This is a genomic window from Aminobacter sp. P9b (assembly GCF_045345995.1).
In the GTDB taxonomy this organism is placed as follows: Bacteria; Pseudomonadota; Alphaproteobacteria; order Rhizobiales; family Rhizobiaceae; genus Aminobacter; species Aminobacter niigataensis.
In genome coordinates this window covers 4,031,816-4,054,476 of the sequence record NZ_CP150082.1, presented here as the reverse complement: position 1 = coordinate 4,054,476, position 22,661 = coordinate 4,031,816, and the positions used below count along the sequence as shown (strand labels likewise).

The window sequence follows — 22,661 nt, the reverse complement described above, 5'->3', positions numbered from 1 at the left end:
TCAGCGGGGAGGCCTGCGCCAGTCAGCGGGTTGGCCCGCTTGGGACGGCCGCCTTCTTGATGGTGGTGACCTTGTAGACCTTGCCTGCCTTGTCATAGGTCGTCCATTCGCCGACCTGGACGCCTTTGGAAAAATGGCCGGAACGTAGTTTCGTGCCGTCCTTGCGGAACCATTCCCAATAGCCGTCGGCCTGGCCGGCACGCAACTGGCCGACGACCCACAGGCTGCCGTCCTTGTGATGATGGCGATAGGGTTCGGTGCTTTCGGTCATGCGCTTGCTCCTCTCAAGCTGCGATGCGCCGGAGGAAGCAGAGATGGCGCGAGCGGGCAATGGGACAAGGATACGCGCGGCCGGGTGACTAGACGCCCTCGTCGTCGGGATCGAGCAGCCGCGTGGCGCGCCAGCGGGTGAGGGTGGCGTTGATCTGGCCGATGACGAAGAAGCGGGCGGAATCGCGGTCGTAGCCTTCCGACAGGAGCTTTTCGTAGTCGCTGTGGGCGTGGCGGACATGGGCGACGGTCGCCAGCCAGACGGCGATGGAAGGCGGCAGCGTCTTCATATGCACGGCGAGCGCGTCGGCGCGGATGGCCTCGGTGTCGGCGTAGGGCGCCAGCGGCAGCAGTGCTGTCAGCGACCTGGCAACAGCGCGGCGGCGGCCGGTGGGTGCAGCCATGCTCAGGTGTCCTTGCTCGGACGCGAAGCGTCCGGAAAGGCGTCGACGGATGCGAAATAGGGTTTCAGGTCGATGACGGGGGTGCCGTCGAGCGCGTCAATGGCATCGAGCTCGATCACCCCGGTTTCGACGTCGAGCGCAACGATGCGGGCGACATGCATTCCAATGGGGTTGGGCCGGGCAGGCGAGCGAAGGGCGAAAACGCCTTTTGCTTCAGTTGCATGGCGCGGTTTTTGCACAATCAGATTCCGCGGTGCCTTTTCGAACCAACTGAGGATGACGACGTGGCTGAAGCCGGCCAGCCCGGCGAGGCCCGGCCGGTAGAACTCGTCGACCGTGACGGTTGCGCCGCCGCCGCGCTCGCGTGCGGCATCCATGTTCTTGGGGCACTCCTCGCGCAGCTTCCACGGCGAGGTGATGCGGCCGATATAGGCAAGGCTGGCGTCGGACGACTGCGCGGGATCGCCGGTCAGCGCAATCTCGCCCTCGCGCTGTTCGAACATCTGCATAGGCCCCTCCCACGGTCGCGCCATTTTCTTGCCCGCATGCGACATTGGGCGTTGCAATCGCTCGCTTCGTCACATAAAGATATGTTTATGTCTTTTGGCGAGAACCAAAGCCGATGCACGTTACGCTCGACACCATGGTAGATACCTTGAAGGCGGCCGCCGAATCCAGTCGCCTTCGCATCCTGACGCTGCTTTCGCGCGGCGACCTCACCGTTTCCGACCTGACCGAGATCCTCGGCCAGTCGCAGCCGCGTGTGTCGCGTCATCTCAAGCTTCTGCTCGAGGCCGGGCTGATCGACCGCTACCAGGAGGGCTCCTGGGCTTTCTTCCGACTGTCCGACGCCGATCAGGCGCGTGGCTTCGTGCAGGGGCTGGTGTCTGGCATCGACAAGGGCGACGGCCAGGTGGTGCGCGATTTCGAGCGGCTCGTGGACGTCAAGCGCAAGCGGCAGGAGAGGGCGGCACATTACTTCAGCGCCAATGCCGCGAGCTGGGACGAGATCCGTTCGCTGCATGCGCCCGACCGCGCCGTCGAGGCCGCGCTGGTGAAGCTGGTCGGCAAGCGGCCGTTCCAGTCGATGCTCGACCTTGGCACCGGCACAGGCCGGCTGCTCGAAATCTTTGCGCCGCTCTATCGCCGCGGCGTCGGCATCGACATGTCGCGCGAGATGCTGGCGGTGGCGCGTGCCAATCTCGACAAGGCCGGGGTGGCCCATGCGCAGGTGCGCCAGGGCGACATCTTCTCGCCGCCGGTCGAGCGCGACGCCTTCGATCTCGTCACCGTCCACCAGGTGCTGCATTTCCTCGACGATCCGGCCCGCGCCATCCAGGAGGCGGCACGCCTGCTGCGCCCGTCGGGGCGGCTGGTGATCGTCGATTTCGCGCCGCACGGCCTCGATTTCCTGCGCTCCGAGCATGCGCATGCGCGCCTCGGATTCTCGGACCGGCAAATCGCCGACTGGCTGGCCGAGGCAGGGCTGGAACTCGATGATACCCAGGAGTTCGAGCCGCGCGGATCGTCCAAGGCCAGCCTGACCGTCAAGCTGTGGCTGGCACATGACCGCCGCCAGCTGATCGCCGAACCAACTCCAGACATTCAAGCCGCAAGGGAAACCGCCTGATGAACCAATACCCCCTGTCCAGGCGTTCCGACATCGGCAACAAGATCCGGGTCTCGTTCGAATTCTTCCCGCCCAAGAACGACGAGATGGAGGCACGGCTGTGGGAAACGGTGACCAGGCTCGAGCCGCTGAAGCCGCAGTTCGTGTCGGTGACCTATGGCGCCGGCGGCACCACGCGCGAGCGTACCGCGCGCACGGTGAAGCGCATCCTGCAGGAATCGACGCTGACGCCGGCAGCCCACATGACCTGCGTCGACGCCACCCGCGCGGAGGTCGACCAGGTGATCGCGGAGTTTGCCGCCATGGGCGTCAAGCGCTTCGTGGCGCTGCGCGGCGACCCCAAGGAAGGCGTGGGCGCTGCCTACCAGCCGCATCCGGGCGGCTATGCCAACGGTGCCGAGCTGGTCGGCGCGCTCAAGGCGCAGGGCGATTTCGACATCTCGGTGTCGGCCTATCCGGAAAAGCATCCGGAAAGCCCTGATTTCGCTACCGATTTCGACATGCTGAAGCGCAAGGTCGACAATGGCGCGACGCGGGCCGTCACCCAGTTCTTCTTCGACAACGACCTTTACGAGCGCTACGTCGAGCGCGCGCGCAAGGCCGGCATCTACATCCCGATCGTGCCGGGGGTGCTGCCGATCCACAGTTTCGCCCAGGTGGCGAATTTCTCCGCCCGTTGCGGCGCGCATGTGCCGAACTGGCTGGCCGAACGCTTCGAAGGGCTGGACAAGGACCCGCAGACGCATGCGCTGGTGGCTGCGGCAGTCGCGGTCGAGCAAGTGCTCGATCTCGTCGAGCGCGGCGTCAGCGACTTCCATTTCTACACGATGAATCGCTCCGACTTGGTGGTGGCGGTGTGCCACATGATCGGCATCCGGCCACAGCCGGTGGTACAGGGTGCGGCGGCGGCCTGAAGCGGTTTCAACAAGCTGCAAAGTAGTTTGCGCGTCCGTGGGGGGGCGCGGCGCTGTAGAAACCAAAAAGGCCGGGACTTTGATCCCGGCCTTTTTTTTAAGTTGTCCACCTTAGAGGTGCTATCGTCTTCCGCCGTCTTAGCGGCCTTTTATGGAAGAACTCCAACGATGAGCGCGCCGATAAAAGCAAACGCGGCGCAAATCATGAGTGCATTGATTGACCTAGTCAGTCCCATGCATAGCCTCCTCTGCGCAAGCCACAGGCCGGAATCTAGGGTCATTTCGGTCACACACAAGCAAAAAATGTGCTGCATTGCGACAAGATTGTGAGAAATGCGACGCATTCCCCGCCCTTAGCCTTTGGTTTTGTTTACCAAAACGGCTGGCTGCAGTTGTGGACAAATTGTGGCAAACAGCTAGCCCGCGGCGGCCGCCCGGCGCCTGAACAGGCGTCCGTCGATGGTGACGAGGCCCAACGCGATCAGAGCCATGCCACCCAGTTCGAAGGCTTCGAGCCGCTCTCCGAGGAATGTCACGCCAAGCAGAATGGCGCTCGCCGGCACGATCAGGGTGACCAGCGAAGTGTTGGTGGCGCCCGCCGACGCGACCAGGCCGAAGAACAGCAGGTAGGCGCAGGCGGTTGAAATGAGCGCCAGCGCGAAAACAGCCATCCACGCGCCACTGCTCGCCACAAACAGGCCGTCGGTGCCGTGCACGGTGAGCACGACCGGTATCATGATGATGGTGGAAGCGGTGAGCTGGCCGGTCGCCACGACTGCCGGCGGCACGCCCTTGAGCCGCCGCGCCACCATCAGCGCAAAGGCGTAGGAAAGCGATGCGCCGATCAGCGCCAGCTTGGCCCAGACCGGCCCGCCGAGGCCGGCGACCAGTCCGGGTCCGATCATGACGGCGGTGCCGGCGATGCCGAGCGCGATGCCGGCGAGCTTGTTCCAGTTCAGTTTCTCGTCCGATGTCATCATGTTGGCGATGATCAGGGTCCAGAACGGCGTGGTGGCGTTGAGCACCGAGGCGAGGCCGGCGCCGATCTCGGTCTGGCCGGCGAAGATCAGCGAGAAGGGAATGACGTTGTTGAGCAGCGACAGCCCGAACAGCGTTGCTGCCAGCGGCAGCGCAAGGCGGAAGGAGGGGCCGCGGACAAGCAGATAGAGGTGCAGCGCGCATGCAGCGATCATCACCCGGAACAGGACGAGCTTGAGCGGCGCAATCTCGGCCACCGCGATATGGACGAAAAAGAACGAGCCGCCCCAGATGACGCCCAGAAGCAGCAGTCTTGCCCAGTCGCGTGCGCTCATTTCGGCTTCCTTCTTCGCTTTGTCACATTCGACAGCTACGCGCGATTCTCGGGTAGGGCCACCCGAATCCAAACGGTGACGCAACGCTCCTGCCAAACTCGCTCGGGTTGCATCATCGGCGGCTTGGTTTAGATTTCGGCCGGTAACGAGGAGCTTCCATGCAGCGATTCGAGAATGCGCGCGAAGCGGCACTGGCGCTCCGTCCGGATGCCCCGGTCTATTGTTTCCGGCCAGAAGTGCTCAAGACCGATGCCAGGAACTTCATGGAGATGTTCCCCGGCAGGACGGCCTATGCCGTCAAGACGAACGGCGAACTGATCGTGCTCAAGGCGCTGGTCGAGGCCGGCGTGACGATGTTCGACGTGGCATCGCCCGGCGAATTCGCGGCGGTCAGGGAGGTCACGGCCGAGGCCGAAATGATCTACATGCACCCGGTCAAGGCGCAGTCCGACATCAGGCTGGCGCTGGAAACCTATGGCATCAGGGTGATCGCCGTCGATCATGAGGACGAGATCAACAAGCTCAACCGCGTGGTACGGGCGCTCGACATCGATCCCGGCGCGATCACCGTGTTCGTGCGCGTACAGACCAAGGGATCGGCGGCCTACGAGTTGTCGAAGAAGTTCGGTGCCGGGCCTGCAAATGCCGTCGAACTGGCCGAGCGGCTGAACCGCAACGGCTACAAGGTCGGGCTGTGCTTCCACGTCGGCAGCCAGATCGAGGACCCCGACACCTATGAGCGCGCGCTTGCCTCGGTCGACTGGGTGCGCAACCGCATCAGCTTCGATCTTGCCGGGCTCGATGTCGGTGGCGGCTTCCCCGCCGAATACGGCCATGATCCGAACAGCAAGAAGCCGGCGATGCCGTCAATCGGGCAGATCATGTCGCGCTTCCGCGCCGACCTGAAGGAATACAATTTCGACGAGATGCCGCTGGTGGCCGAGCCTGGCCGCGTGATCGTGGCGCGCTGCCTGTCGCTGATCGTGCGGGTGCTGCTGCGCAAGGGCAGGCGGCTCTACATCAACGACGGTATCTGGGCGTCGCTGTCGGATTCGTGGACCGGCAAGATCACGCTGCCGGCGCGCTTCATCCCGGATCCGGCGATCCGCACACGCAACGGCGATGCCGGCAGCATCGTGCCGTTCAAGGTGTGCGGGGCGACCTGCGATTCCGTCGACATCCTGTCGCGGCCGTTCTGGCTGCCGGAGACGATCGACACCGGCGACTGGATCGAGATCGGCCATATTGGGGCCTATTCGCTGTCGCTGCGCACCCGCTTCAACGGCTTTTATCCCGACACCTTCGTCGAGGTGACGACGCCTTTCGACGAAGGCGAGGCGCCTGTCGGCTTCGCCAGCCTGGAGACGATGGCGGATTGAGGGGGGAGCGAAAGGGAAGGCGGATAAGCGGCTTGAATTGGCGCGCGAAAACTCCGATCTGCTATTCGCTATTCTCCAAGTGACCATTCGCATGCGCATTTTTCTTCTCGGCGGCACCGGATTCATCGGCAGTCATGTGTTGCAGCGGCTGGTCGAGGCCGGACATGAGGTCATTGGCCTGGCCCGCTCGGAGACCTCGGCAGATCGCCTGACGGCTGCCGGGGCGACGCCGCTGCTCGGCGACCTGCGCGCGCCGGCGGAATGGGCGGCCAAGCTACCGACTGTGGATGGGGTCATTCATGCCGCGTCGGACTTTGGCGATGACATGGGGCCGGTGGACATGGCGCTGCTCGATGCGCTGTTGCCGGTGCTGGGCGCGATGCCGAAGCGGCCGCGCTTTGTCTACACCGGCGGCTGCTGGCTGTTCGGGGCGACGGGAGAGAGGGTGGCATCCGAAGACAGCCCGTTTGATCCGCTACCGGCGTTCAGCGAGACGATCACCAATATGAGGCGGGTTCTCGAAGCCCGCGAGATCGACAGCTGCGTCGTGCATCCGGCGATGGTCTATTCGGGCGAAGGCGGTGTGTTTTCCTCGTTCATGGAAGCGATGCGCGAGGGCAAGCCGGTCGAGGTCATCGGCTCGGAGCAGGTGGTCTGGCCGCTGGTCCATGCCGACGATCTCGCCGACCTGTACTTGCAGGTGCTCGAAAAGGCAAAACCCGGTTCAGTCTACAACGGCTCGGCCATCGACGGTCTTGCCGTCGGCGAGATCGTGCCGGAAGTGGCGCGGTTGATCGGGACGGAGCATCCCGAAGTCCACATCGTCAGCGCCGACCTTGCGGCGGAGCGGCTGGGTGAATGGGCGCGGGGCTATGCCCTCAGCCAGCGGCTGAGTGGGCATAAGGCACGTGCCGAGCTTGGCTGGAAGCCGGTCCACCAAGACGCGGCTTCGTTGTTCCAGAGAGCGAATAGGGAATAGGGAGTAGCGAATAGGGAAGAAGCGCGAGTATTCCTACTCGCTACTCGCTACGCCTCAGAGGTTCGCCAGCAGCTCGTCCGTCGGCCAGCCGTCGACCGGCAGCTTGAGGCGCATCTGCTCCTGGCGGATGGCCTCGCGGGTGTTGGTGCCCAAAATGCCGTCGATGCCGCCGACATCGTAGCCCTTGTCGGAGAGCTTCTGCTGCAACTGCTTCATGGCGTCGCCGGTCAGGCCCGCGTCCGGATTGCCGCGATCGAAGGCTGGCTGGCCGGCGAGGCGCGTCGCCAGATCGCGGCGGTCAGCGTGTAGGTCGCCGACTGGTTCCATTCGAGATAGACGTCGTAATTGTCGTAGGTCAGGAAGGCAGGGCCCTTGCGGCCCATCGGCAGCACGATGCCGGCCTTGAGGCCGGTGTCCTTGAGCGGGGTGCCATCGCGCATGGTGACGCCCATCGCCGCCCATCTGGCGAGCGGCTGCTTGTTGGTCCGGCCGGTTTCTTCCCAGGCCATTTCGGCAGGCACGCGGACTTCCTCGATCCAGGGCTCGCCGCGCTTCCAGCCGCGCGACTGGATCTTCTTGCCGGTGGTGAGGATGACGTCGGCCGGCGTGTTGCGCAGGTCGACAGTGCCGTCGCCGTCGCCGTCGACGCCGCGCGCCAGATAGTCCGACGGCAGGATCTGGGTCTGGCCGATCTCGCCGGCCCAGGCGCCCTTGACGTCGGCGGGCAGCACGTTGCGGTCGATCAGGGTCAGCAGCGGCACGACCTGCGGACGGAACAGCGTCGGGCGGCGGCAGTCATGGGCCAGCGTGACAAGCGCGTTGAGCGCGTTGAAATTGCCCTGCACGGCACCGAAATCGGTTTCCAGCGCCCAGAAGGCGGCAATGACAGGGCCGGGCACGCCATAATCCTGTTCGGCCTTGGCGAAGTACTGGCCGTATTTCTGCAGGTTGGCAGCGCCGTGCTTGAGCCGGTAGTCGCTGATCATGCGCTCGGAAAACTGGGTGAAGGTCTGGGCGAAGACGCCCTGGGCGCGGTCGCGCTCGAGCACCTTCGGGTCGATGACGGCATTTGCCAGCGCCGACAGGCCCTTTTCGCCGACGCCGGCGGCGCGGGCCTCGTTGGCGAGGTTCTGCTTCCAGGTGGCGAAATCGTCGCCGCATTCAGAGGTTGCCGCAGGCGCGACCTGGGATACGGCAGCGGTGTCCTGGGCGATAGCGGGCGCGGCGGCTGTGGCGAACAGAACAGCGGCCAGCGCTTTGCTCAGCAGATTCATTGGGCAGGTCTCCTGCTTGGCCCGTCATTCCGGGTTGTTGCCTTCGCCGGATGGCGAAATGCAGGCAGACGGCCAAGTCGATGTCTTTGCCGCGCCTTCTACAGAACCAGGGCGAGGGCCGCACCCCCTCTTCTTGTCGCATCTGCCATGCGAAATACGCAGCCCGGCGGTGCAGGCAGGGCTGCGGGGAAAAATACTACCTCGTGTTGGCGGCGAGCCACTTCTTCCAGTGGGACTCGGTTCCGTTGAACACGTTGATGTCGGCGTCGCCCCTGATGCCTGGCACGACACCGGTGCCGGTGTACTGCCAGAAGGTGAAGGGGTGGCTGCCGTATCTCGAGGTCGGATGGCCGGCGACGGAGCGCAGCCAGTAGGGATAGCCGCGGAAGGTCGACAGATCGTTGTCGTCGAAGAAATCGATCGATGTGTAGATGATCGGCTTCTTGCCGTAGTGGTTTTCGACCATTTCGAGGAAGATCTTCATCTCGCTGCGCACCGTGGCCGCTGGTGGCCGCAGCTTGCAGGACGGCGACTGCGGGTTCCACTCCATGTCGAGGATCGGCGGCAGCGAAGAACGCTCATTGGGCACGTTCTGGATGAACCAGCGCGCCTGTTCGGCGGCAGGCCGGCAGAAATAATAGAAGTGGTAGGCGCCGCGCGGCACGCCGGCAGCCTTGGTCTCGCGCCAGTGCTCGCCGAAATAGTCGTCGACGCGGTCACCGCCCTCTGTCGCCTTGATGAAGGCGAATGAGATGCCGCTGCCCTTGGCCTGCTGCCAGTCGATCGAGGTCTGGTACTTCGAAACGTCGGTGCCGTGGACGGCATAGGTCCAGGGCGCGCCGCTTTCCCACTGGTGCGGATCGCTGTCGCTGAAGCGCGGATTCTTGACCGAAACGCTGGCCATGGTGACCGGCTTGCCCGTCGGGGCAAGCGACAGGGTGTCCGATGTCGAGCAGGCGCCGAGAAAGGCGAGCAGCACAAGAGCCGAAACGCGGCGCATCACTTCTCCTTGCGACCGGCAGAACCGGCCAGAGCACATCGTTTATGGGGCAGGCCCTGCGGCCAGATACTGTTCTGATGGATCGGCGGTTTCCCCGAGACACCGCATATCCCCCTCTGTGATCGCCGATCATGGTTGATAAACCGTTGATTGCGCTCGACAGCCTCAAAGATTTGCGTGAGGAATGACGGCAATTCCAAGGCGGAAGCAAGACAGCGGGGCGGGGACAGCAATGCGCATGCTCGGCAAGGTCCTGAAGTGGCTGGTGGTTCTTGTCGTCGTGGTGGTTGCGGGGCTCTCCGCTTGGCTCTATTTCGCGCCGCCTGATTTGATCCGGGTTGGCTCCGGCTATGCCGCCAAGATCGTCTGCTCCAACGTCTTCATTGCCGGCCGGGATGCCAGTCAGGTGCTGTCCGACGATGTCCAGGCGCCGGGGCATCCGCTGCTCAGGCTGATGTCGGTCGATGTCGACGACAGCGCCGGAACTGTGCGGGCGGGGCTGTTCGGCATCTTCGGCCGAGGGCTGGCCGTGGTGCATGACGGCGCCGGCTGCAGCAACGTGCCGGATGGCGACATCGCTGCGGCGGCGCTAGGCACCGTTGCGGCCACGGCCGCAGCCAAGCGCGATGCGCTGTGGCCGGAGGGCGACAAGGTCGATGCCTCGCAGAACCCGGCCATTGCTGCGATCCTCGACGACGCCGGCCTTGCCGGCCCGGGCATGCGGGCCATCGTCGTGGTGCAGAACGGCCGGATCGCCGGCGAGCGCTATGGCGAGGGTTTCAGCGCCGCTACGCCGTTGCTGGGCTGGTCGATGACCAAGACGGTGACGGCGGCGATCATTGGCACGCTGGTCGGCGAGGGCAGGATGTCGGTCGACAAGACCGGGCTGTTCGAGCGGTGGAAGGCCGACGGCCGCGCAGCGATCAGCCTGGCGGACCTGATGGCGATGTCGAGCGGGCTCGCGTTCAACGAGGATTATGGCGACGTCACCGACGTGACGCGCATGCTCTATCTGGAGCCCGACATGGCGAGCTTCGCCGAAGCCAAGCCGCTGGCCGGCGAGGTCGGCAAGGTGTTTTCCTATTCCAGCGGCACGACGCTGCTCTTGTCGCGGCTGTGGCAGGATGCGGTCGGCGATCCCGCCAAGGCGCTTGCCTGGCCGCACGAAAAGCTGTTCGGGCCGCTCGGCATGACAAGTGCGGTGCTGGAGGCCGATGCGCGCGGCACTTTCGCCGGCTCGTCCTATCTCTATGCCACGGCGCATGACTGGGCGCGCTTTGGTCAATTCCTGCTGCAGGATGGGGTGTGGAACAGCACGCGCGTGCTGCCGGAAGGGTATGTTGCGTGGATGCGGGAGGCTGCTTCCGCCTCGAACGGCGAATATGGCCGTGGCCAGCTCTGGCTGCGCGGCCCCGAAGGCGGCTCGCCCGAAGGCGAAGATCCCGACGCCGGCTTCGACCTGCCTGCGGATGCGTTCTGGATGCAGGGCCATGACGGGCAGACGGTGGCGATCGTGCCATCGGCCAATCTGGTGGTGGTGCGCATGGGGCTGACGCCGTCGAAGCTGCACTACAAGCCACAGGCCATGCTGGCGGCGCTGGTGGCGGCGCTCAAATAGGCTTCGGTCCGCCCACGACGATGAGCCAGGCATAACCTCGGTACAGCGAGGTGAAGCGAAAGCTCTTGCCGGCAGCCTGGGCCTGCTGTGCGATCTCCTTGGCCAGACTCTCGCGTGGCGAAACATGGAATTTTCCAAGCCAGCCGCGAAGCAGCTTGCGGAACCAGCCGGGCAGGCCTTCCTGCTGGCCGAAATCGACGATGTGGAGCGAGCCATCTGACACCGAGAGCGCAGCGGAAACCGAGCGCTCCCAGCCGGGGATCATCGACAGGGCGTAGGAGACGAACACCCGGTCGAAGCCGCTGCGCCCGAACAGGGCAGCGGCGTCGAACGAGGTTGCATCCGCCTGCGCCAGCGATATGCGGTCCGAAAGGCCGGCCCGGGCGATCGATGCCCTGGCGGTTGCCAGCATCTCGGCGGAAATGTCGAGGCCGTAGAAATGGGCGTTCGGAAAGCGCCGGGCGGCAAGGATCAGGTTGCGCCCGGTGCCGCAGCCGAGTTCGAGCACGGTTCCGCCCGTCGGCGGGGACAGCTCCGAAATCATCCGGTCGCGGCCGAGCAGGTAATATTTGCGCGTCAGATCATAGATATGGCGCTGATGCCGGTAGACGCGGTCCATCAGCCCGGAATGGCTGGCCGAGAGCTCGGGCGCACTCATCAGGGCTTCTTCACATAGAGGTGGAAGCCGCCATAGATCGCCGAACGGTCGCGCGCGGTGAAGTCGCGCGACATCTCGTCCGCGTAGGTCCACTGGTCGAGAAGAGCAGGCGAGAGGCGGCCGGGCAGCAGGCTCGGCTCGGCGGCGGTGCGGAAGATGACGCGTGCGCCGGGGGCTGCGGTGCGGGTGATTTCGGACCACAGGGCGTTGAGCTGAACGTCGCTCATCCAGTCCTGGGCGTCGAGCAGGACGTATCGATCGACCGAACCGGCATCCTTGCCGGCGAGCAGTTCGGTGAAATTGGCGTGATGGATCGCCACGCGATCGACGTTGTCCCGAATGGTCGCATAGTTGGCCTGCTCGAGATAAGCGGGCAGTGCGGCTTCGCCGGGCTCCGGATAGCGGCGGGCGAAGGCCTGCCAGGCGAAATAGTTGTTCTCGAGCGGGAAATCGCAGGCGAGCTTTTCGAGGCGAGCCCGGAGCACGCCCGCCATCGAACCGTCGCCCGAGGTCAGCAGGGAGTCGTACTGCGCCGGCGGAATGCCGAGGCCGAACAGCGACGACTTTCGCGACGTTATCCAGCGCAGGGCGCGGCGGTCGAAGATCGGGGCCAGGTATTCGTCGAAGAAGCGGCGCTGTTCTGCCCTGTTGCCAGTCGCCATGATACCGGCCGGATCGACGCCATAGAGCTTCGCCGCGCGGTGGCCGGCGGCGATGAACAGGCCAAGCAGACCGGTCTTGTAGAAATTGTTGTCGAAGGTTGCGATGCGCCGCTTGCCGCGCCAGTTGCGGCGCTCCCAGTAGCCGCGGGTGGCGGTGTCGAGGTGAGGGGCGATGAAGCGGTCATAGGCATGCGAGTTGTGCTCGGTGCCGGCAATGCCGAAGAAGCGGAACAGGTCGGCCTGCGACGGCAGGTGGCGGACGGCGGCCAGCTTCATCTTGTTGAGAGCGATGTGGGCGGCGTTCAGGTCGACGGCATCGATCCGCGCGGGCGAACGGGTGAGATAGGCGAGGATGTTGCAGCCGCCTGAGGCTATGGTGACGATGCGGTGGCCCTCGGCCAGTTGCATCGCTTCGATGTCGACCTCGGGGTCTTCCCAGATCTGGGGGTAGACCAGGCCGGAAAACAGAAGCGCAAAGAGGCGCTCTGAAAGCCCTTCCTTGGAAAGCGGGCGGTTCTGGTAGACCGCCTTTCCAACTTTCTTGCCGCGACGAAAGACAAGTTCTCCGGAAACGTCGGTCATGGAAATGCGATTCCCCGCTTCGTTGTTGGCCGCAGCGGGTAGCGCACCGGCGTGACAGCGCGGTGACGCCCAAATGACGCCTGTGCGACATTGCCGGGCTGCCTGGGAATGTGACAGCCGGACTCCGAACGTTATGAAACCGCGGCCACGCCCATGCATTTTCTCTCCGACGCCCGCCTGACGGGCCGTTTCGAAAGGAGATTGTCATGAAGAAGCTCATTCTTGGTTCGGTCGCTGCCATCGCACTGTTTGGTGTTGCTGCCTGCAGCGACACCGACGACACGACCACGCAGAGCGTGCAGCCGCCCGCCACCGAGGAGCCGGCACCGATTACACCGGCGCCCGCAACGCCCGAGGCGACCCCTCCGGCCACCGACAACTCGACCACCCAGAGCATCACGCCGACGCCGGAGACCGGCACTGACGGTGAGATGCAGAACCACGACACGATGCAGCCCAAGCCGGTCGAACCGGCTGCCCCCGCACAGTAAGCGAGCGGGAGGAGGAAAAGGCCGGAGCAACTGCTCCGGCCTTTTTCGTTGGGTCTCAGCGCGAGACGCGCGCGCGCCTGCCGAGAGCGACTATGGCGATGACGCCGAGGGCGAACAGCACCGTATGCGCGCCCACATGTTCGCCGAGCAGGAATGCCGATATGGCCAGCGTGACGAAAGACTGAAGCAACTGGACCTGGCTGACCCGGGCGATGCCGCCCATGCCGAGGCCGACATTCCAGGCAAAGAACCCCAGAAACATAGAGCCGAAACTGAGATAGAAGAACGCGAAGGTCTCTGACGACGTGGCCTGGGTGAATTCAGGATGCCAGCTCCAGATCGCCGCGGGGACGGAGATGGGGGCGGTCAGGATCAAGGACCAGCAGATAACCTCCCAGCCCGGCATGTGGCGCGAAAGCTTGCCGGAGACGACATAGCCCAGGCTGGCCGACAGGGCTGCGAGGAACAGGAACAGGTCGCCGGTCGAAAGCTGCATGCCGCTGTCGCTTATGGCGAAAGTGACGACGAGGACGGCGCCGGCGACCCCGCAGATCCAGAAAAAGACCGATGGCCGCTCGCCGCCGATGATCGCAGCGAAGATACTGGTGGTCAGCGGCAACACGCCGAGCACCACCCCGCCATGCGAAGCGGGCACGGTCTGCATGGCGATCGAAGAGAAGATCGGGAAGCCGAACACCAGAAGCAGGCCGGCCAGGAACAATGCCGGCGCATCGCTCTTCGGAAAGCGCTTGCGCAGGATGAAGAGCAGCAGGGCCGCGGCAAGGGACGCCATCGCAGCGCGGCCGTGGGTGACGAACCAGGGCGTAAATGTGGTCAGCGCGACGCGCGTCGCCGGCAAGGTGCCGCCGAAGATGACGACGCCAAGCGTTCCCAGAGCGAGCCCGATGGTCTCGCGGGAAGGCCTGTGGGTCGACTGCGTGGTGTTGCGCGCATCCATAGCGCACCGTTAGCGGGGGCGGGCTTTCTCGTCGTGGATTTTCCGTTGGTCCAGAGTTTTAGTCCAGGGCATGCAGTGCCGACAAAGTTATGCGTCGAGCGCAATGGCATCTCGCATTTGCGAATGTTTCATCCTAAGAAGCGGCCATGTCGATTTGGGACCGCCTCGGCGACTTCATTGCGCGTATCTCGGCCTCGGCGGCAAACGGCGTGGCCGATGTCGTGGAGGCTGTCCGAACCGTCTTTTCAGGCGATGCCGAATTGCGCCGCCGCGTCGCTTTTTCGGTGGCGATGATCGCGCTTTCGGCCAAGATGGCCAAGGCCGATGGCGTGGTGTCCCAGGACGAGGTTCGCGCCTTCTACGAGATCTTTGCGGTTCCGCCCGAGCATGCGCGCGACGTGGCTCGCCTCTACGACCTCGCCCAGCAGGATGTTGCCGGCTACGAGCTCTATGCCCAGCGCATGGCCCGGTTGTGCGGCTCCGGCCATGCGAACTGCGGCATGCTCGAGGACATTCTCGACGGGCTGTTCCACATCGCCAAGTCGGATGGAATGCTGCATCAGCGCGAGAGCACGTTCCTGCATCGGGTGTCGGAGATCTTCCGTATCGAGGAGTCCCACTACCAGACGATCCTGGCGCGCCATCTCGATCTCGGCGAGGCCGATCCGTATCGGGTGCTCGGGATCGAGCGCGGCAAATCGTTCGAGGATGTGCGCAAGCACTATCGCAAGCTTGTCGCCAACAATCATCCCGATAAGCTGATTGCACGCGGCCTGCCGGAAGAGTTCATCCGAATCGCCACGACGCGCATCGCCGCAATCAATGCGGCCTACGAAATGATCGAAAGGGGGCTGCGGCACGCATGAGCGGTTTCCAACCCGACCACCCGCATGCCGAGGTCCGGCTATCGCCCAATTTCGGGCTGCGGCGTGAGGGTGTGAAGCCCGACATGATCGTGCTGCACTACACCGGCATGGAAACCGGCGAGGGCGCCGAGGCCTGGCTGTGCGATCCGGCGAGCGAGGTGTCGTCGCACTACCTTGTGCACGAGGACGGCCGCATCGTGCAGATGGTGCGCGAAAGCGACCGGGCCTGGCATGCCGGCAAGAGCTCCTGGCGTGGCCAGACGGACATCAACTCCTGTTCGATCGGCATCGAAATCGTCAATCCCGGCCATGCCTTCGGCTATCGTTCTTTTCCACGGCGGCAGATGGAGGCGGTTATCGCGCTCTGCCAGGGCATTGCCGAGCGCCACAATGTGCCGCCCGAACGTGTGCTGGCGCATTCGGATGTGGCGCTGGGGCGCAAGGTTGACCCGGGTGAGAAGTTTTCGTGGCGCACGCTGCACGAGGCCGGCATAGGTCATTGGGTCGCACCTTCGCCGCGCAATGGGCGCCGGGAAATGCAACCTGGCGAGGTCGGCAACGCTGTCGAGGAACTGCAGTCGATGCTGGCGCTCTATGGATACGGTGTCGAGATCACCGGCCATTTCGATGCCCAGACAGCGGTAACTGTCCAAGCTTTTCAACGACATTTTCGCACCAGCTGTGTTGACGGGGTGGCCGATGCCTCGACAATTTCGACCTTGCGGCGGCTGCTTTCGTCCCTCGAAGGAAGCCTTGACTAGCCTAGGTAGCTGATTCGCAAAGATTACAACCTGTCACCCTTTGTGACTTGCCCGGCCATTTTTCCCGCCAGTTCGCCCGTCACATGCATCTCCGTGCAAGGCGCCGGCTAATCCTGCCATGCCCCGAAGAGGGCCCCGGCGTCGAGGAAGGGATGCTGCACGACAGCTTTCGGCTGTCGCGCGGCCTGTTCGAGAACAAGGATAACATGAAGAATTTGACCGTTGTTGCGGTGGCGTTAGCCGCCGGCCTGACTTCTTTTGCCGCTCACGCCCAGGACGGAGCAGTCAGGGCCTCGAAGGCGATCATCGAAACCACCACAAAAGCCAAGATGAACAAGGCGGCGGACGATTGCCCCTATCTCTTCGGCTGCAGCTCCAAGAAAGAAGCTGCCATCGACAATTTCAAGACTGCATCGATCGGCGCCAAGGGTGCCAAGACCGTCAAGGAACAGGCCGGAAAGACGGCCAGGGCAACCAAGTCGAATGCGCCGTTCGGCGAAATCGTCGCGCGTTATGCCTCGTCCTATGGCGTCCCAGTGTCGCTTGCGCATGCCGTCATCAGCGTCGAGAGCAACTATCGCCCGAACGCGCGTGGCAAGGCCGGCGAGATCGGCCTGATGCAGATCAAGCCGGCAACGGCACGGATGATGGGCTATTCGGGATCGGCGAAGGGCCTGTTCAATCCCGAGACCAACATCAAGTTCGGTCTTAAATATCTGGCCAAGGCGCATGAGCTTTCGGGCGGCACCACCTGCGGCACGATCCTCAAATACAACGCCGGCCACGGCGCCAAGCGCATGAACCCGATTTCTGCCGCCTATTGCAAAAAAGTGCAGGCTCGTATCGGCGGCTAACGGCCCGAAGACAGGGATGGTTCCCGGGACGGCGCACGTTTTTGTTTGCCTTTTGCCGTGCGAACCATTCTATACGCCTTGCCAGCTGGCCGGGCGGCCGCACCCGCAATTGCCGAAAGGCAGCGGGTGAGGAAAGTCCGGGCTCCATGGATACACGGTGCCGGTTAATGGCCGGCGGGGGCGACCCCAGGGAAAGTGCCACAGAAAGCAAACCGCCGCGGTTTCCGCGGTAAGGGTGAAAGGGTGGGGTAAGAGCCCACCGCGCGACTGGCAACAGGAGCGGCACGGTAAACCCCACCGGGAGCAAAACCGAATAGGGGCGGTACGAGGGGCGACCCTCAGGGCTGTTTCCGGCTCACCGCCCGGGTAGGTTGCGTGAGGCGCATGGCAACATGCGCCCAAGAAGAATGGTCGCCACGTTCCCGTGCCGCAAGGCGCGGGGGCCATACAGAACCCGGCTTACAGGCCAGCTGGCGCTGCCTTTTAGCCGCATGACTTCAGCGACTTGCGACGATGTTCGCGTGTCTTGAGTCAAAGGCGCCGATGTCGCCCGCCAGGGCAAAACCCGCCGCTGTTCTTGGGTCGGTGCGATTTGATCGTACCATTGTCGGCAAACGGGAGCAGAGCCATGGGCCATGTCGACAAACGCAGCATCACGCTCTCCCCCGAACTTGCCGCCGCCGTCGATGGCGCGGTCGATGCCGGGGAATATGCCTCCGCCAGCGAAGTCATTCGCGACGCATTGCGGCTCTGGAAGGAACGGCGCGACCTCTTTGGCTACACCATCGAGGAACTGCCAGGAAGGCATCGATAGCGGGCCGGGGCAGTTCGACACCATGGATCAGCTAAAGGCCGAAGCGCGCAAGCGGCTTGGCCAAGCAGGTCGTTGAGGCCAACCGGTGCACATCAGGCGGACGGCTTCGTAGGCGTTCAGCCGCCGACCCTGTCCAGCGACGCCTCGATCGCAGCCCACAATTCCTCGACCGGCTCGCAGCCGACTGAAAGCCTGACGAAGCCCGGCGTGACCGCATCGCCGCGGCGGAGCCTGCGTTCGGCGACCGTGTGGACGCCGCCGAATGATGTCGCCGCATGCATCAGTTCGCAGCCGTTGATGAAATCCTCGGCCCTTTCTTCCGAACCGAGGTCGAAGCTGATCAGGAAGCCGAAGCGCTCCATCTGGGCGCGCGCCAGATTGTGGGACGGGTCGTCGGCCAGGCCCGGGTATCGGAGGCCGCTGACAGCCGAATGTTGCTTCAGCCTCTGCGCGATGACTTCCGCCGACGAACACATGCGGTCGAAGCGCAATTCGAGCGTCTCCAGGCCGCGATGGACCAGCCAGGCTTCGAACGGGCCCGGAATGCCGCCGGCATTCTGCCGCCACTCGGCGACGGCGGTGACGATTTCGGCGTTGCGGCTGGCGACGTGGCCGAACAGCACGTCCGAATGACCGTTGGGCGCCTTGGTGTCGGCGGCGACGACGATGTCGGCGCCGAGGTCGAGCGGCCGCTGGCCGAAGGGCGTCATGGTGGTATTGTCGACCACCAACTGGCCGCCAGCCTTGTGGACCGCAGCCGCCACCGCGGCGATATCACAGATGTCGAGTGCCGGGTTGGAAGGGCTTTCCACAAAGACCAGCCGATAGCCGTCGAAACCACCGTCGAGGAATGACGATGTCGGCCTGACGTCGCAGGCAACGCCAAAGGCACCGAGGAAGCGGTCCGCCAGGATCCGGGTGGTGTGATAACCGTCCGACGGCAGCAGAATGCGATCGCCTGACTTGAGCAAGGCGAAAAACACCGCCGAGATCGCCCCCATGCCCGATGGGAACGCCACGCAGGGCGCGTCTTCCAGATGGCCGAGCATTTCTTCGACCGCGTCCCAGGTCGGATTGCTGAAGCGACCGTACTGGTTGAAGCCGGTGGCGTCGCCGGGAGCGTGGAAGATTGCCGCCATGGTCAAGGGCAGGGGAATGGGGTCGCCGACGGAGAGCCTGGCGCGGCGCAGGTGGGCTAGCTTTGCTGCGCGGGAACTCGATGCATTCGTCATGGTTTGCGGGCTCTCGGTGAAGGTGGCATCCGACGCTAAGGGCAGTGGCGCGACCGGGCAAGGGAACTCGTCTTGTGCCAGCCGCTCGTAACCCTTCGTTAGCCTTAAGGGATCATAAAAATCGGGATGCCATGAGAGGGCTCGAAAGGTCCGTCAAGGCATTGAAGTGCACCCTGTTCCCGTTGACGCCCATATCACCCCATGTTATCCCAAATCGGTAACCATGATTTCGTTCCAGTAGAGGGTGAGGCGTTCGCCGATCCGGCAGTCGCGGCGGCTGCGGATGGCGATGCATTGTCGATCAACGGAGGCAGTCTGGATTTGCGGTTGGGCCGCGCCATTGGGGCGCGGGCGACATGACGACGAGGGGCGCGGCCGCGGAAGCGGTCGGATCATGCGATGGATCGGTTTCTGTCAAATGCGGTGAACAGGATCGATGCGAAGGGACGGGTCTCCGTTCCGGCGCATTTCCGTGCCGTATTGCAGAAGCGCGGATACGCCGAGCTTTATGCGTTGAGGGCGCTCGACGTTCCGGCGCTCGATGTCGGTGGGCTCGACCTGCTCGACCGTTACGAGCAGCGCATCGCACAAGAAGATCCGTTCCTGCAGACGGCGGACGACATGTCCTTTTTCATCCATGGCGACAGCACCTTCCTGAAACTCGACCAGGACGGGCGCATTTCGGTCTCGGATTTCCTGCGCGAGCATACGGGGATCACCACCGACGTGGCCTTTGTCGGGCGTGGGCAGTTTTTCCAAATGTGGGAGCCGGAGCGGCTGCGCAGCCATGGCGCGGATGTTCGCGCCCGGCTCTTGAAGCTTCGGCAGGGGACGAAGCCTGGGGAGCGACCGGAATGATGGCGGGTCACGGCGATGACCAACATGCTGTCGGCGGACCGGCCCGCCACATTCCGGTGCTCCTCGCCGAGGTCCTGGCCGCGCTCAAGCCGCAGCCGGGCGAAGTCGTCATCGACGGCACGTTCGGCGCCGGCGGCTATACCAAGGCCATCCTGGCGACCGGTGCTTCCGTCGTGGCGATCGACCGCGACCCCGATGCCATCGCTGCCGGCCGTGATCTGGAGGCGCAATCGGGCGGCAAGCTGCGCCTGGTGCAGGCGCCGTTCTCCAGCCTCGATGAACATGTCGAACTGGTCGATGGCGTGGTGCTCGACATCGGCGTTTCTTCGATGCAACTCGACCAGGCACAGCGCGGCTTCTCGTTCCGCGCCGACGGCCCGCTCGATATGCGCATGGCCCAGGCGGGTGCGAGTGCCGCCGATGTCGTCAATCGCTTCAAGGCCGGTGATCTTGCGCGCATCTTCGGTTTCCTCGGCGAGGAGCGTCATGCCGGGCGCATCGCCCGCATGATCGAAAGCCGCAGGGAAAAGCGGCCGTTCGAGCGTACGCTCGACCTGGCGGATGCGATCGAAACGCATATCGGCCGCGCCCCCAAGGACAAGATCCATCCGGCGACGCGCGTGTTCCAGGCGCTGCGCATTTACGTCAACGACGAACTCGGCGAACTGGCGCGGGCGTTGTTTGCCGCCGAGCGTGCGCTGAAGCCCGGCGGACGCCTCGTGGTCGTCACCTTCCATTCGCTCGAAGACCGGATCGTCAAGCGCTTCATCGCCGATCGCTCCAGCGCGCCGTCGCGTTCGCGCTACATGCCGGAACTCGAAGTGATTGCGACGACCTTCACCAAGGCGGGCAATGCGGTCGGGCCAGGCGACGCCGAGACCGCGATCAACCCACGTTCGCGGTCGGCCAAGCTGCGTGCCGCGGTCCGCACGAGCGTTGCGCCGCGCGGCGAAGACTTTTCCATTTTCGGACTTCCGAAGCTTCCCGACGTCAGCCAGTCGGGAGAAAGGTGAGCCCATGTTCCGCACCAGTGACATCGTGCTGATCGCCGCAATGGTCGGCGCTGCCGCCTTCACTTACCAGACCAAGCACGAGGCCGAGAACCAGCTCGATGCCGTCCGCAAGATCCAGGCGCAAATCCGCTTCGAGGAAGACACTACCGACCTGCTCAAGGCCGACTGGAGCCTGCTCACCCAGCCGTCGCGGCTGCAGAAACTGGCCCAGACCTATGAGGCGGAACTCAAGCTTCAGTCCGTGGATGCCCGCCAGATCGTCAGTCTCAAGGATCTGCCGGTGCGCCCGCTGACCATCGAAGACATCACGAGCGAGCGTTTTGGCGGGGTTGCCGAAATTGCGCCGGACCAGACCACGACCGGAGGGATCGCCCAATGATCGGATTGTTCGGCAAGAAGCGCAGCGCGGGCGACAGCTCCATCGTCGTCGACAGCGCGCGGAAAGCCACCGGCGGACGCACGCGCAACCGCGTCGTCATGACCATGGCCGTGTTCTTCGGTATCTACGCGACGATCGGCGGCCGTCTCGTCTATCTCGCCATGCAGGACCCCGAGATGTCGAGCGGACCTGAATCGCGCGTCACCGCCTCACGCCCCGACATCGTCGACCGCAATGGCGAGGTCCTGGCAACCGATATCAAGACCGCATCGCTGTTTGCCGAACCGCGCCGCATCGTCGACGCCGACGAGGCGATCGAGAAGCTGTCGACCGTGCTGCCCGACCTCGAGGTCGAGCAGACCTACCTCAAGCTCAAAAGCGGCACAGGCTTCGTCTGGCTGAAGCGGCAGCTGACGCCCAAGCAGCAGGCCGAGATCATGCAACTAGGCATTCCCGGCATTGCATTCCGTACCGAAAAGCGGCGCTTCTATCCCGGCGGCGAGACGACCTCGCACATCATTGGCCTGACCAACATCGACAACAAGGGTATTTCCGGTCTCGAAAAATACATCGACGACCAGGGGCTCGCCGATCTGCAGGCCTCCGGGCTGGCGATCGCCAAGGACCTCAAGCCGGTCAAGCTGTCGATCGACCTGCGCGTCCAGCACATCGTTCGGGACGAACTGGTCACCGCGCTCGAAAAGTATCGTGCCATCGCTGCAGGTGCTGTCGTAATCAACGTCAAGACCGGCGAAGTACTGGCCATGGGCTCGGTTCCCGATTTCGATCCCAACAACCCGTTCAACGCCCAGGACAAGGACCGCCTGAACCGCATGTCGGCGGGTCTGTTCGAAATGGGCTCGACGATCAAGAGCTTCACCACGTCAATGGCGCTCGATTCGGGCAAGATGACGCTCAACAGCACCGTCGACGCCAGCCGTCCGATCACCATCGGACGCCAAACCATCCGAGACTTCCACGGCAAGGGCCGGGTGCTGACTGTGCCGGAGGTGTTCATCTATTCGTCCAATATCGGCTCGGCCAAGGAGGCCGACGTCGTCGGCATCGAAGGGCACCGCGAATTCCTCAAGCGCCTGGGCCTGCTCGACCGCCTGCAGACTGAACTTCCCGAAACGGCTCGTCCGACCGAGCCGAAGGTCTGGAAGAAGGTGCATTCGATCACCGCTGCGTTCGGTCACGGCTTTTCGACGACGCCGTTGCAGACTGCGGCCGGCACGGTGGCGCTGATGAATGGCGGCCGTTACATGACGCCGACCTTCCTGCCACGAACCCTGGAAGAGGCAATGGCTGTTTCAAGGCAGGTGGTAAGCGAAAAGACCAGCGAAGAAATGCGCTATCTGTACAATCTGAACGCTACGGCGCCGGGTGGTTCCGGCAAGCGCGGCACGGTTCCTGGCTATCGCGTTGGCGGCAAGACCGGTACGGCTGAAAAGGTCGTCAACGGGCGCTACTCGAAGGAAAAGAACTTCAACGCCTTTATCGCCGCCTTTCCGATGGACGATCCGCAATATCTGGTGCTGACCATCATCGACGAGCCGAAGATGGAGGGGTCAACCCGTTCAGCCACGGCAGGCTTCACCGCTGCACCGATGGTGGCCAATATTATCCGGCGTTCGGCGCCTCTGCTTGGCGTCAAGCCAGAATTCGGCCAAGAAGGTGGTGCAACTCTGGCTTCTTATCCCTGATTCTGCAGGCGCGCCGGCGGCGCGCCGCTTTGTATGTAGCGAACGG

At 63.9% G+C, this 22,661-nt stretch carries 23 protein-coding genes, 1 other RNA gene and 1 pseudogene; 15 read left to right on the top strand and 10 right to left on the bottom strand.

Annotated elements, in window-relative coordinates; translation table 11 throughout:
- Window positions 1-22: 22 nt before the first annotated feature.
- From WHT83_RS20015 to tsaA, 3 genes are all read right to left on the bottom strand, one after another.
- Complete coding sequence (locus tag WHT83_RS20015; protein WP_406872181.1) at window positions 23-271, bottom strand: toxin-antitoxin system YwqK family antitoxin; 249 nt, start codon at window positions 269-271, stop codon at window positions 23-25.
- A gap of 88 nt (window positions 272-359) precedes the next feature.
- Window positions 360-674: a DUF2293 domain-containing protein gene (locus WHT83_RS20010; protein WP_406872180.1), complete on the bottom strand. Its 315-nt coding sequence runs from the start codon at window positions 672-674 to the stop codon at window positions 360-362.
- A 2-nt stretch (window positions 675-676) separates the two neighbouring features.
- Window positions 677-1,177 carry a tRNA (N6-threonylcarbamoyladenosine(37)-N6)-methyltransferase TrmO gene (gene tsaA / locus WHT83_RS20005; protein WP_406874018.1) on the bottom strand — a complete coding sequence of 167 codons (501 nt, stop codon included), beginning with the start codon at window positions 1,175-1,177 and terminating at the stop codon, window positions 677-679.
- Window positions 1,178-1,296: 119 nt separating this feature from the next.
- Between tsaA and WHT83_RS20000 the strand changes: the two genes are divergently transcribed.
- A complete protein-coding gene (locus WHT83_RS20000) occupies window positions 1,297-2,304 on the top strand; it encodes an ArsR/SmtB family transcription factor (RefSeq protein WP_406872179.1) in 1,008 nt (335 codons plus the stop codon).
- Complete coding sequence (gene metF / locus WHT83_RS19995; protein WP_406872178.1) at window positions 2,304-3,218, top strand: methylenetetrahydrofolate reductase [NAD(P)H]; 915 nt, start codon at window positions 2,304-2,306, stop codon at window positions 3,216-3,218. The genes WHT83_RS20000 and metF overlap by 1 nt, the downstream gene beginning before the upstream one ends.
- A 416-nt stretch (window positions 3,219-3,634) precedes the next feature.
- Here the strand turns inward: metF and WHT83_RS19990 are convergent, their stop codons facing one another.
- Complete coding sequence (locus tag WHT83_RS19990; protein WP_406872177.1) at window positions 3,635-4,531, bottom strand: DMT family transporter; 897 nt, start codon at window positions 4,529-4,531, stop codon at window positions 3,635-3,637.
- A gap of 158 nt (window positions 4,532-4,689) precedes the next feature.
- Here WHT83_RS19990 and WHT83_RS19985 point away from each other — a divergent pair, with 158 nt between their 5' ends.
- Window positions 4,690-5,910, top strand: a complete 1,221-nt coding sequence (locus WHT83_RS19985; RefSeq protein WP_108607607.1) for an alanine racemase — start codon at window positions 4,690-4,692, stop codon at window positions 5,908-5,910.
- 37 nt (window positions 5,911-5,947) lie between these two features.
- Window positions 5,948-6,889 (top strand): NAD-dependent epimerase/dehydratase family protein, encoded by a 942-nt coding sequence (locus WHT83_RS19980; protein ID WP_406872176.1) that lies wholly within the window; start codon window positions 5,948-5,950, stop codon window positions 6,887-6,889.
- Between the two features lie 54 nt (window positions 6,890-6,943).
- Here the strand turns inward: WHT83_RS19980 and WHT83_RS19975 are convergent.
- Together WHT83_RS19975 and WHT83_RS19970 are read right to left on the bottom strand one after the other, a co-directional pair.
- A pseudogene (locus WHT83_RS19975) lies at window positions 6,944-8,163 on the bottom strand (lytic murein transglycosylase).
- 196 nt (window positions 8,164-8,359) lie between these two features.
- The gene (locus WHT83_RS19970) at window positions 8,360-9,163 is read right to left on the bottom strand and encodes a GH25 family lysozyme (RefSeq protein WP_406872175.1); all 804 of its coding nucleotides are present in this window, start codon (window positions 9,161-9,163) and stop codon (window positions 8,360-8,362) included.
- 232 nt (window positions 9,164-9,395) lie between these two features.
- Between WHT83_RS19970 and WHT83_RS19965 the strand changes: the two genes are divergently transcribed.
- A complete protein-coding gene (locus tag WHT83_RS19965; protein ID WP_406872174.1) occupies window positions 9,396-10,781 on the top strand; it encodes a serine hydrolase domain-containing protein in 1,386 nt (461 codons plus the stop codon).
- Here WHT83_RS19965 and WHT83_RS19960 read toward each other — a convergent pair.
- Both WHT83_RS19960 and WHT83_RS19955 read right to left on the bottom strand, forming a co-directional pair.
- On the bottom strand, window positions 10,774-11,439 hold the full coding sequence (locus WHT83_RS19960; RefSeq protein WP_406872173.1) for a class I SAM-dependent methyltransferase: 666 nt from the start codon (window positions 11,437-11,439) through the stop codon (window positions 10,774-10,776). The genes WHT83_RS19965 and WHT83_RS19960 overlap by 8 nt on opposite strands.
- A complete protein-coding gene (locus WHT83_RS19955) occupies window positions 11,439-12,683 on the bottom strand; it encodes a DUF3419 family protein (protein ID WP_406872172.1) in 1,245 nt (414 codons plus the stop codon). The genes WHT83_RS19960 and WHT83_RS19955 overlap by 1 nt, the downstream gene beginning before the upstream one ends.
- Before the next feature lie 206 nt (window positions 12,684-12,889).
- Here WHT83_RS19955 and WHT83_RS19950 point away from each other — a divergent pair, with 206 nt between their 5' ends.
- On the top strand, window positions 12,890-13,174 hold the full coding sequence (locus WHT83_RS19950; RefSeq protein WP_108607614.1) for a hypothetical protein: 285 nt from the start codon (window positions 12,890-12,892) through the stop codon (window positions 13,172-13,174).
- Window positions 13,175-13,229: 55 nt separating this feature from the next.
- Here WHT83_RS19950 and WHT83_RS19945 read toward each other — a convergent pair whose 3' ends face one another.
- Entirely contained in the window at window positions 13,230-14,132 is a 903-nt protein-coding gene (locus WHT83_RS19945; RefSeq protein WP_108607615.1) for a DMT family transporter, read from the bottom strand.
- Between the two features lie 146 nt (window positions 14,133-14,278).
- Between WHT83_RS19945 and WHT83_RS19940 the strand changes: the two genes are divergently transcribed.
- The 5 genes from WHT83_RS19940 to WHT83_RS19920 all read left to right on the top strand — a co-directional run bounded on the left by WHT83_RS19940 (window position 14,279) and on the right by WHT83_RS19920 (window position 17,427).
- Window positions 14,279-14,998: a TerB family tellurite resistance protein gene (locus tag WHT83_RS19940; protein WP_406872171.1), complete on the top strand. Its 720-nt coding sequence runs from the start codon at window positions 14,279-14,281 to the stop codon at window positions 14,996-14,998.
- Window positions 14,995-15,759 (top strand): N-acetylmuramoyl-L-alanine amidase, encoded by a 765-nt coding sequence (locus tag WHT83_RS19935; RefSeq protein ID WP_318761238.1) that lies wholly within the window; start codon window positions 14,995-14,997, stop codon window positions 15,757-15,759. The genes WHT83_RS19940 and WHT83_RS19935 overlap by 4 nt, the downstream gene beginning before the upstream one ends.
- A gap of 152 nt (window positions 15,760-15,911) precedes the next feature.
- On the top strand, window positions 15,912-16,613 hold the full coding sequence (locus tag WHT83_RS19930; protein WP_245439343.1) for a lytic transglycosylase domain-containing protein: 702 nt from the start codon (window positions 15,912-15,914) through the stop codon (window positions 16,611-16,613).
- 81 nt (window positions 16,614-16,694) lie between these two features.
- Window positions 16,695-17,091, top strand: an RNA gene (gene rnpB, locus WHT83_RS19925) — RNase P RNA component class A.
- 150 nt (window positions 17,092-17,241) lie between these two features.
- Complete coding sequence (locus WHT83_RS19920; RefSeq protein WP_406872170.1) at window positions 17,242-17,427, top strand: type II toxin-antitoxin system ParD family antitoxin; 186 nt, start codon at window positions 17,242-17,244, stop codon at window positions 17,425-17,427.
- Window positions 17,428-17,543: 116 nt separating this feature from the next.
- On the opposite strand, the gene WHT83_RS19915 is transcribed toward WHT83_RS19920, so the two are convergent.
- Window positions 17,544-18,659, bottom strand: a complete 1,116-nt coding sequence (locus WHT83_RS19915; RefSeq protein ID WP_406872169.1) for a cystathionine gamma-lyase — start codon at window positions 18,657-18,659, stop codon at window positions 17,544-17,546.
- A 399-nt stretch (window positions 18,660-19,058) separates the two neighbouring features.
- On the opposite strand from WHT83_RS19915, the gene mraZ reads away from it, so the two are divergent.
- Genes mraZ through WHT83_RS19895 form a run of 4 tightly spaced genes read left to right on the top strand, consistent with a single transcriptional unit; the run spans window position 19,059 to window position 22,615 of the window.
- Complete coding sequence (mraZ, locus tag WHT83_RS19910) at window positions 19,059-19,517, top strand: division/cell wall cluster transcriptional repressor MraZ (RefSeq protein WP_055969736.1); 459 nt, start codon at window positions 19,059-19,061, stop codon at window positions 19,515-19,517.
- Window positions 19,514-20,530: a 16S rRNA (cytosine(1402)-N(4))-methyltransferase RsmH gene (rsmH, locus tag WHT83_RS19905; protein WP_108607619.1), complete on the top strand. Its 1,017-nt coding sequence runs from the start codon at window positions 19,514-19,516 to the stop codon at window positions 20,528-20,530. Before mraZ ends, rsmH begins: the two co-directional genes overlap by 4 nt.
- A gap of 4 nt (window positions 20,531-20,534) precedes the next feature.
- On the top strand, window positions 20,535-20,909 hold the full coding sequence (locus tag WHT83_RS19900) for a hypothetical protein (protein WP_108607620.1): 375 nt from the start codon (window positions 20,535-20,537) through the stop codon (window positions 20,907-20,909).
- Window positions 20,906-22,615, top strand: a complete 1,710-nt coding sequence (locus WHT83_RS19895) for a penicillin-binding protein 2 (protein ID WP_108607621.1) — start codon at window positions 20,906-20,908, stop codon at window positions 22,613-22,615. Before WHT83_RS19900 ends, WHT83_RS19895 begins: the two co-directional genes overlap by 4 nt.
- Window positions 22,616-22,661: the final 46 nt, after the last annotated feature.

Bases quoted from the DNA above. Each gene is read 5' to 3' on its own strand.
- WHT83_RS19985 (WP_108607607.1), top strand. From the start codon at position 4,690: ATGCAGCGATTCGAGAATGCGCGCGAAGCGGCACTGGCGCTCCGTCCG.
- WHT83_RS19990 (WP_406872177.1), bottom strand. From the start codon at position 4,531: ATGAGCGCACGCGACTGGGCAAGACTGCTGCTTCTGGGCGTCATCTGG.
- WHT83_RS19940 (WP_406872171.1), top strand. From the start codon at position 14,279: ATGTCGATTTGGGACCGCCTCGGCGACTTCATTGCGCGTATCTCGGCC.
- WHT83_RS19955 (WP_406872172.1), bottom strand. From the start codon at position 12,683: ATGACCGACGTTTCCGGAGAACTTGTCTTTCGTCGCGGCAAGAAAGTT.
- WHT83_RS19920 (WP_406872170.1), top strand. From the start codon at position 17,242: ATGGGCCATGTCGACAAACGCAGCATCACGCTCTCCCCCGAACTTGCC.
- WHT83_RS19915 (WP_406872169.1), bottom strand. From the start codon at position 18,659: ATGACGAATGCATCGAGTTCCCGCGCAGCAAAGCTAGCCCACCTGCGC.
- WHT83_RS20000 (WP_406872179.1), top strand. From the start codon at position 1,297: ATGCACGTTACGCTCGACACCATGGTAGATACCTTGAAGGCGGCCGCC.
- rsmH (WP_108607619.1), top strand. From the start codon at position 19,514: ATGATGGCGGGTCACGGCGATGACCAACATGCTGTCGGCGGACCGGCC.
- WHT83_RS19950 (WP_108607614.1), top strand. From the start codon at position 12,890: ATGAAGAAGCTCATTCTTGGTTCGGTCGCTGCCATCGCACTGTTTGGT.
- WHT83_RS19970 (WP_406872175.1), bottom strand. From the start codon at position 9,163: ATGCGCCGCGTTTCGGCTCTTGTGCTGCTCGCCTTTCTCGGCGCCTGC.
- WHT83_RS20010 (WP_406872180.1), bottom strand. From the start codon at position 674: ATGGCTGCACCCACCGGCCGCCGCCGCGCTGTTGCCAGGTCGCTGACA.
- WHT83_RS19945 (WP_108607615.1), bottom strand. From the start codon at position 14,132: ATGGATGCGCGCAACACCACGCAGTCGACCCACAGGCCTTCCCGCGAG.
- WHT83_RS19960 (WP_406872173.1), bottom strand. From the start codon at position 11,439: ATGAGTGCGCCCGAGCTCTCGGCCAGCCATTCCGGGCTGATGGACCGC.
- tsaA (WP_406874018.1), bottom strand. From the start codon at position 1,177: ATGTTCGAACAGCGCGAGGGCGAGATTGCGCTGACCGGCGATCCCGCG.
- mraZ (WP_055969736.1), top strand. From the start codon at position 19,059: ATGGATCGGTTTCTGTCAAATGCGGTGAACAGGATCGATGCGAAGGGA.
- WHT83_RS19895 (WP_108607621.1), top strand. From the start codon at position 20,906: ATGATCGGATTGTTCGGCAAGAAGCGCAGCGCGGGCGACAGCTCCATC.
- metF (WP_406872178.1), top strand. From the start codon at position 2,304: ATGAACCAATACCCCCTGTCCAGGCGTTCCGACATCGGCAACAAGATC.
- WHT83_RS19965 (WP_406872174.1), top strand. From the start codon at position 9,396: ATGCGCATGCTCGGCAAGGTCCTGAAGTGGCTGGTGGTTCTTGTCGTC.
- WHT83_RS19935 (WP_318761238.1), top strand. From the start codon at position 14,995: ATGAGCGGTTTCCAACCCGACCACCCGCATGCCGAGGTCCGGCTATCG.
- WHT83_RS19930 (WP_245439343.1), top strand. From the start codon at position 15,912: ATGCTGCACGACAGCTTTCGGCTGTCGCGCGGCCTGTTCGAGAACAAG.
- WHT83_RS20015 (WP_406872181.1), bottom strand. From the start codon at position 271: ATGACCGAAAGCACCGAACCCTATCGCCATCATCACAAGGACGGCAGC.
- WHT83_RS19900 (WP_108607620.1), top strand. From the start codon at position 20,535: ATGTTCCGCACCAGTGACATCGTGCTGATCGCCGCAATGGTCGGCGCT.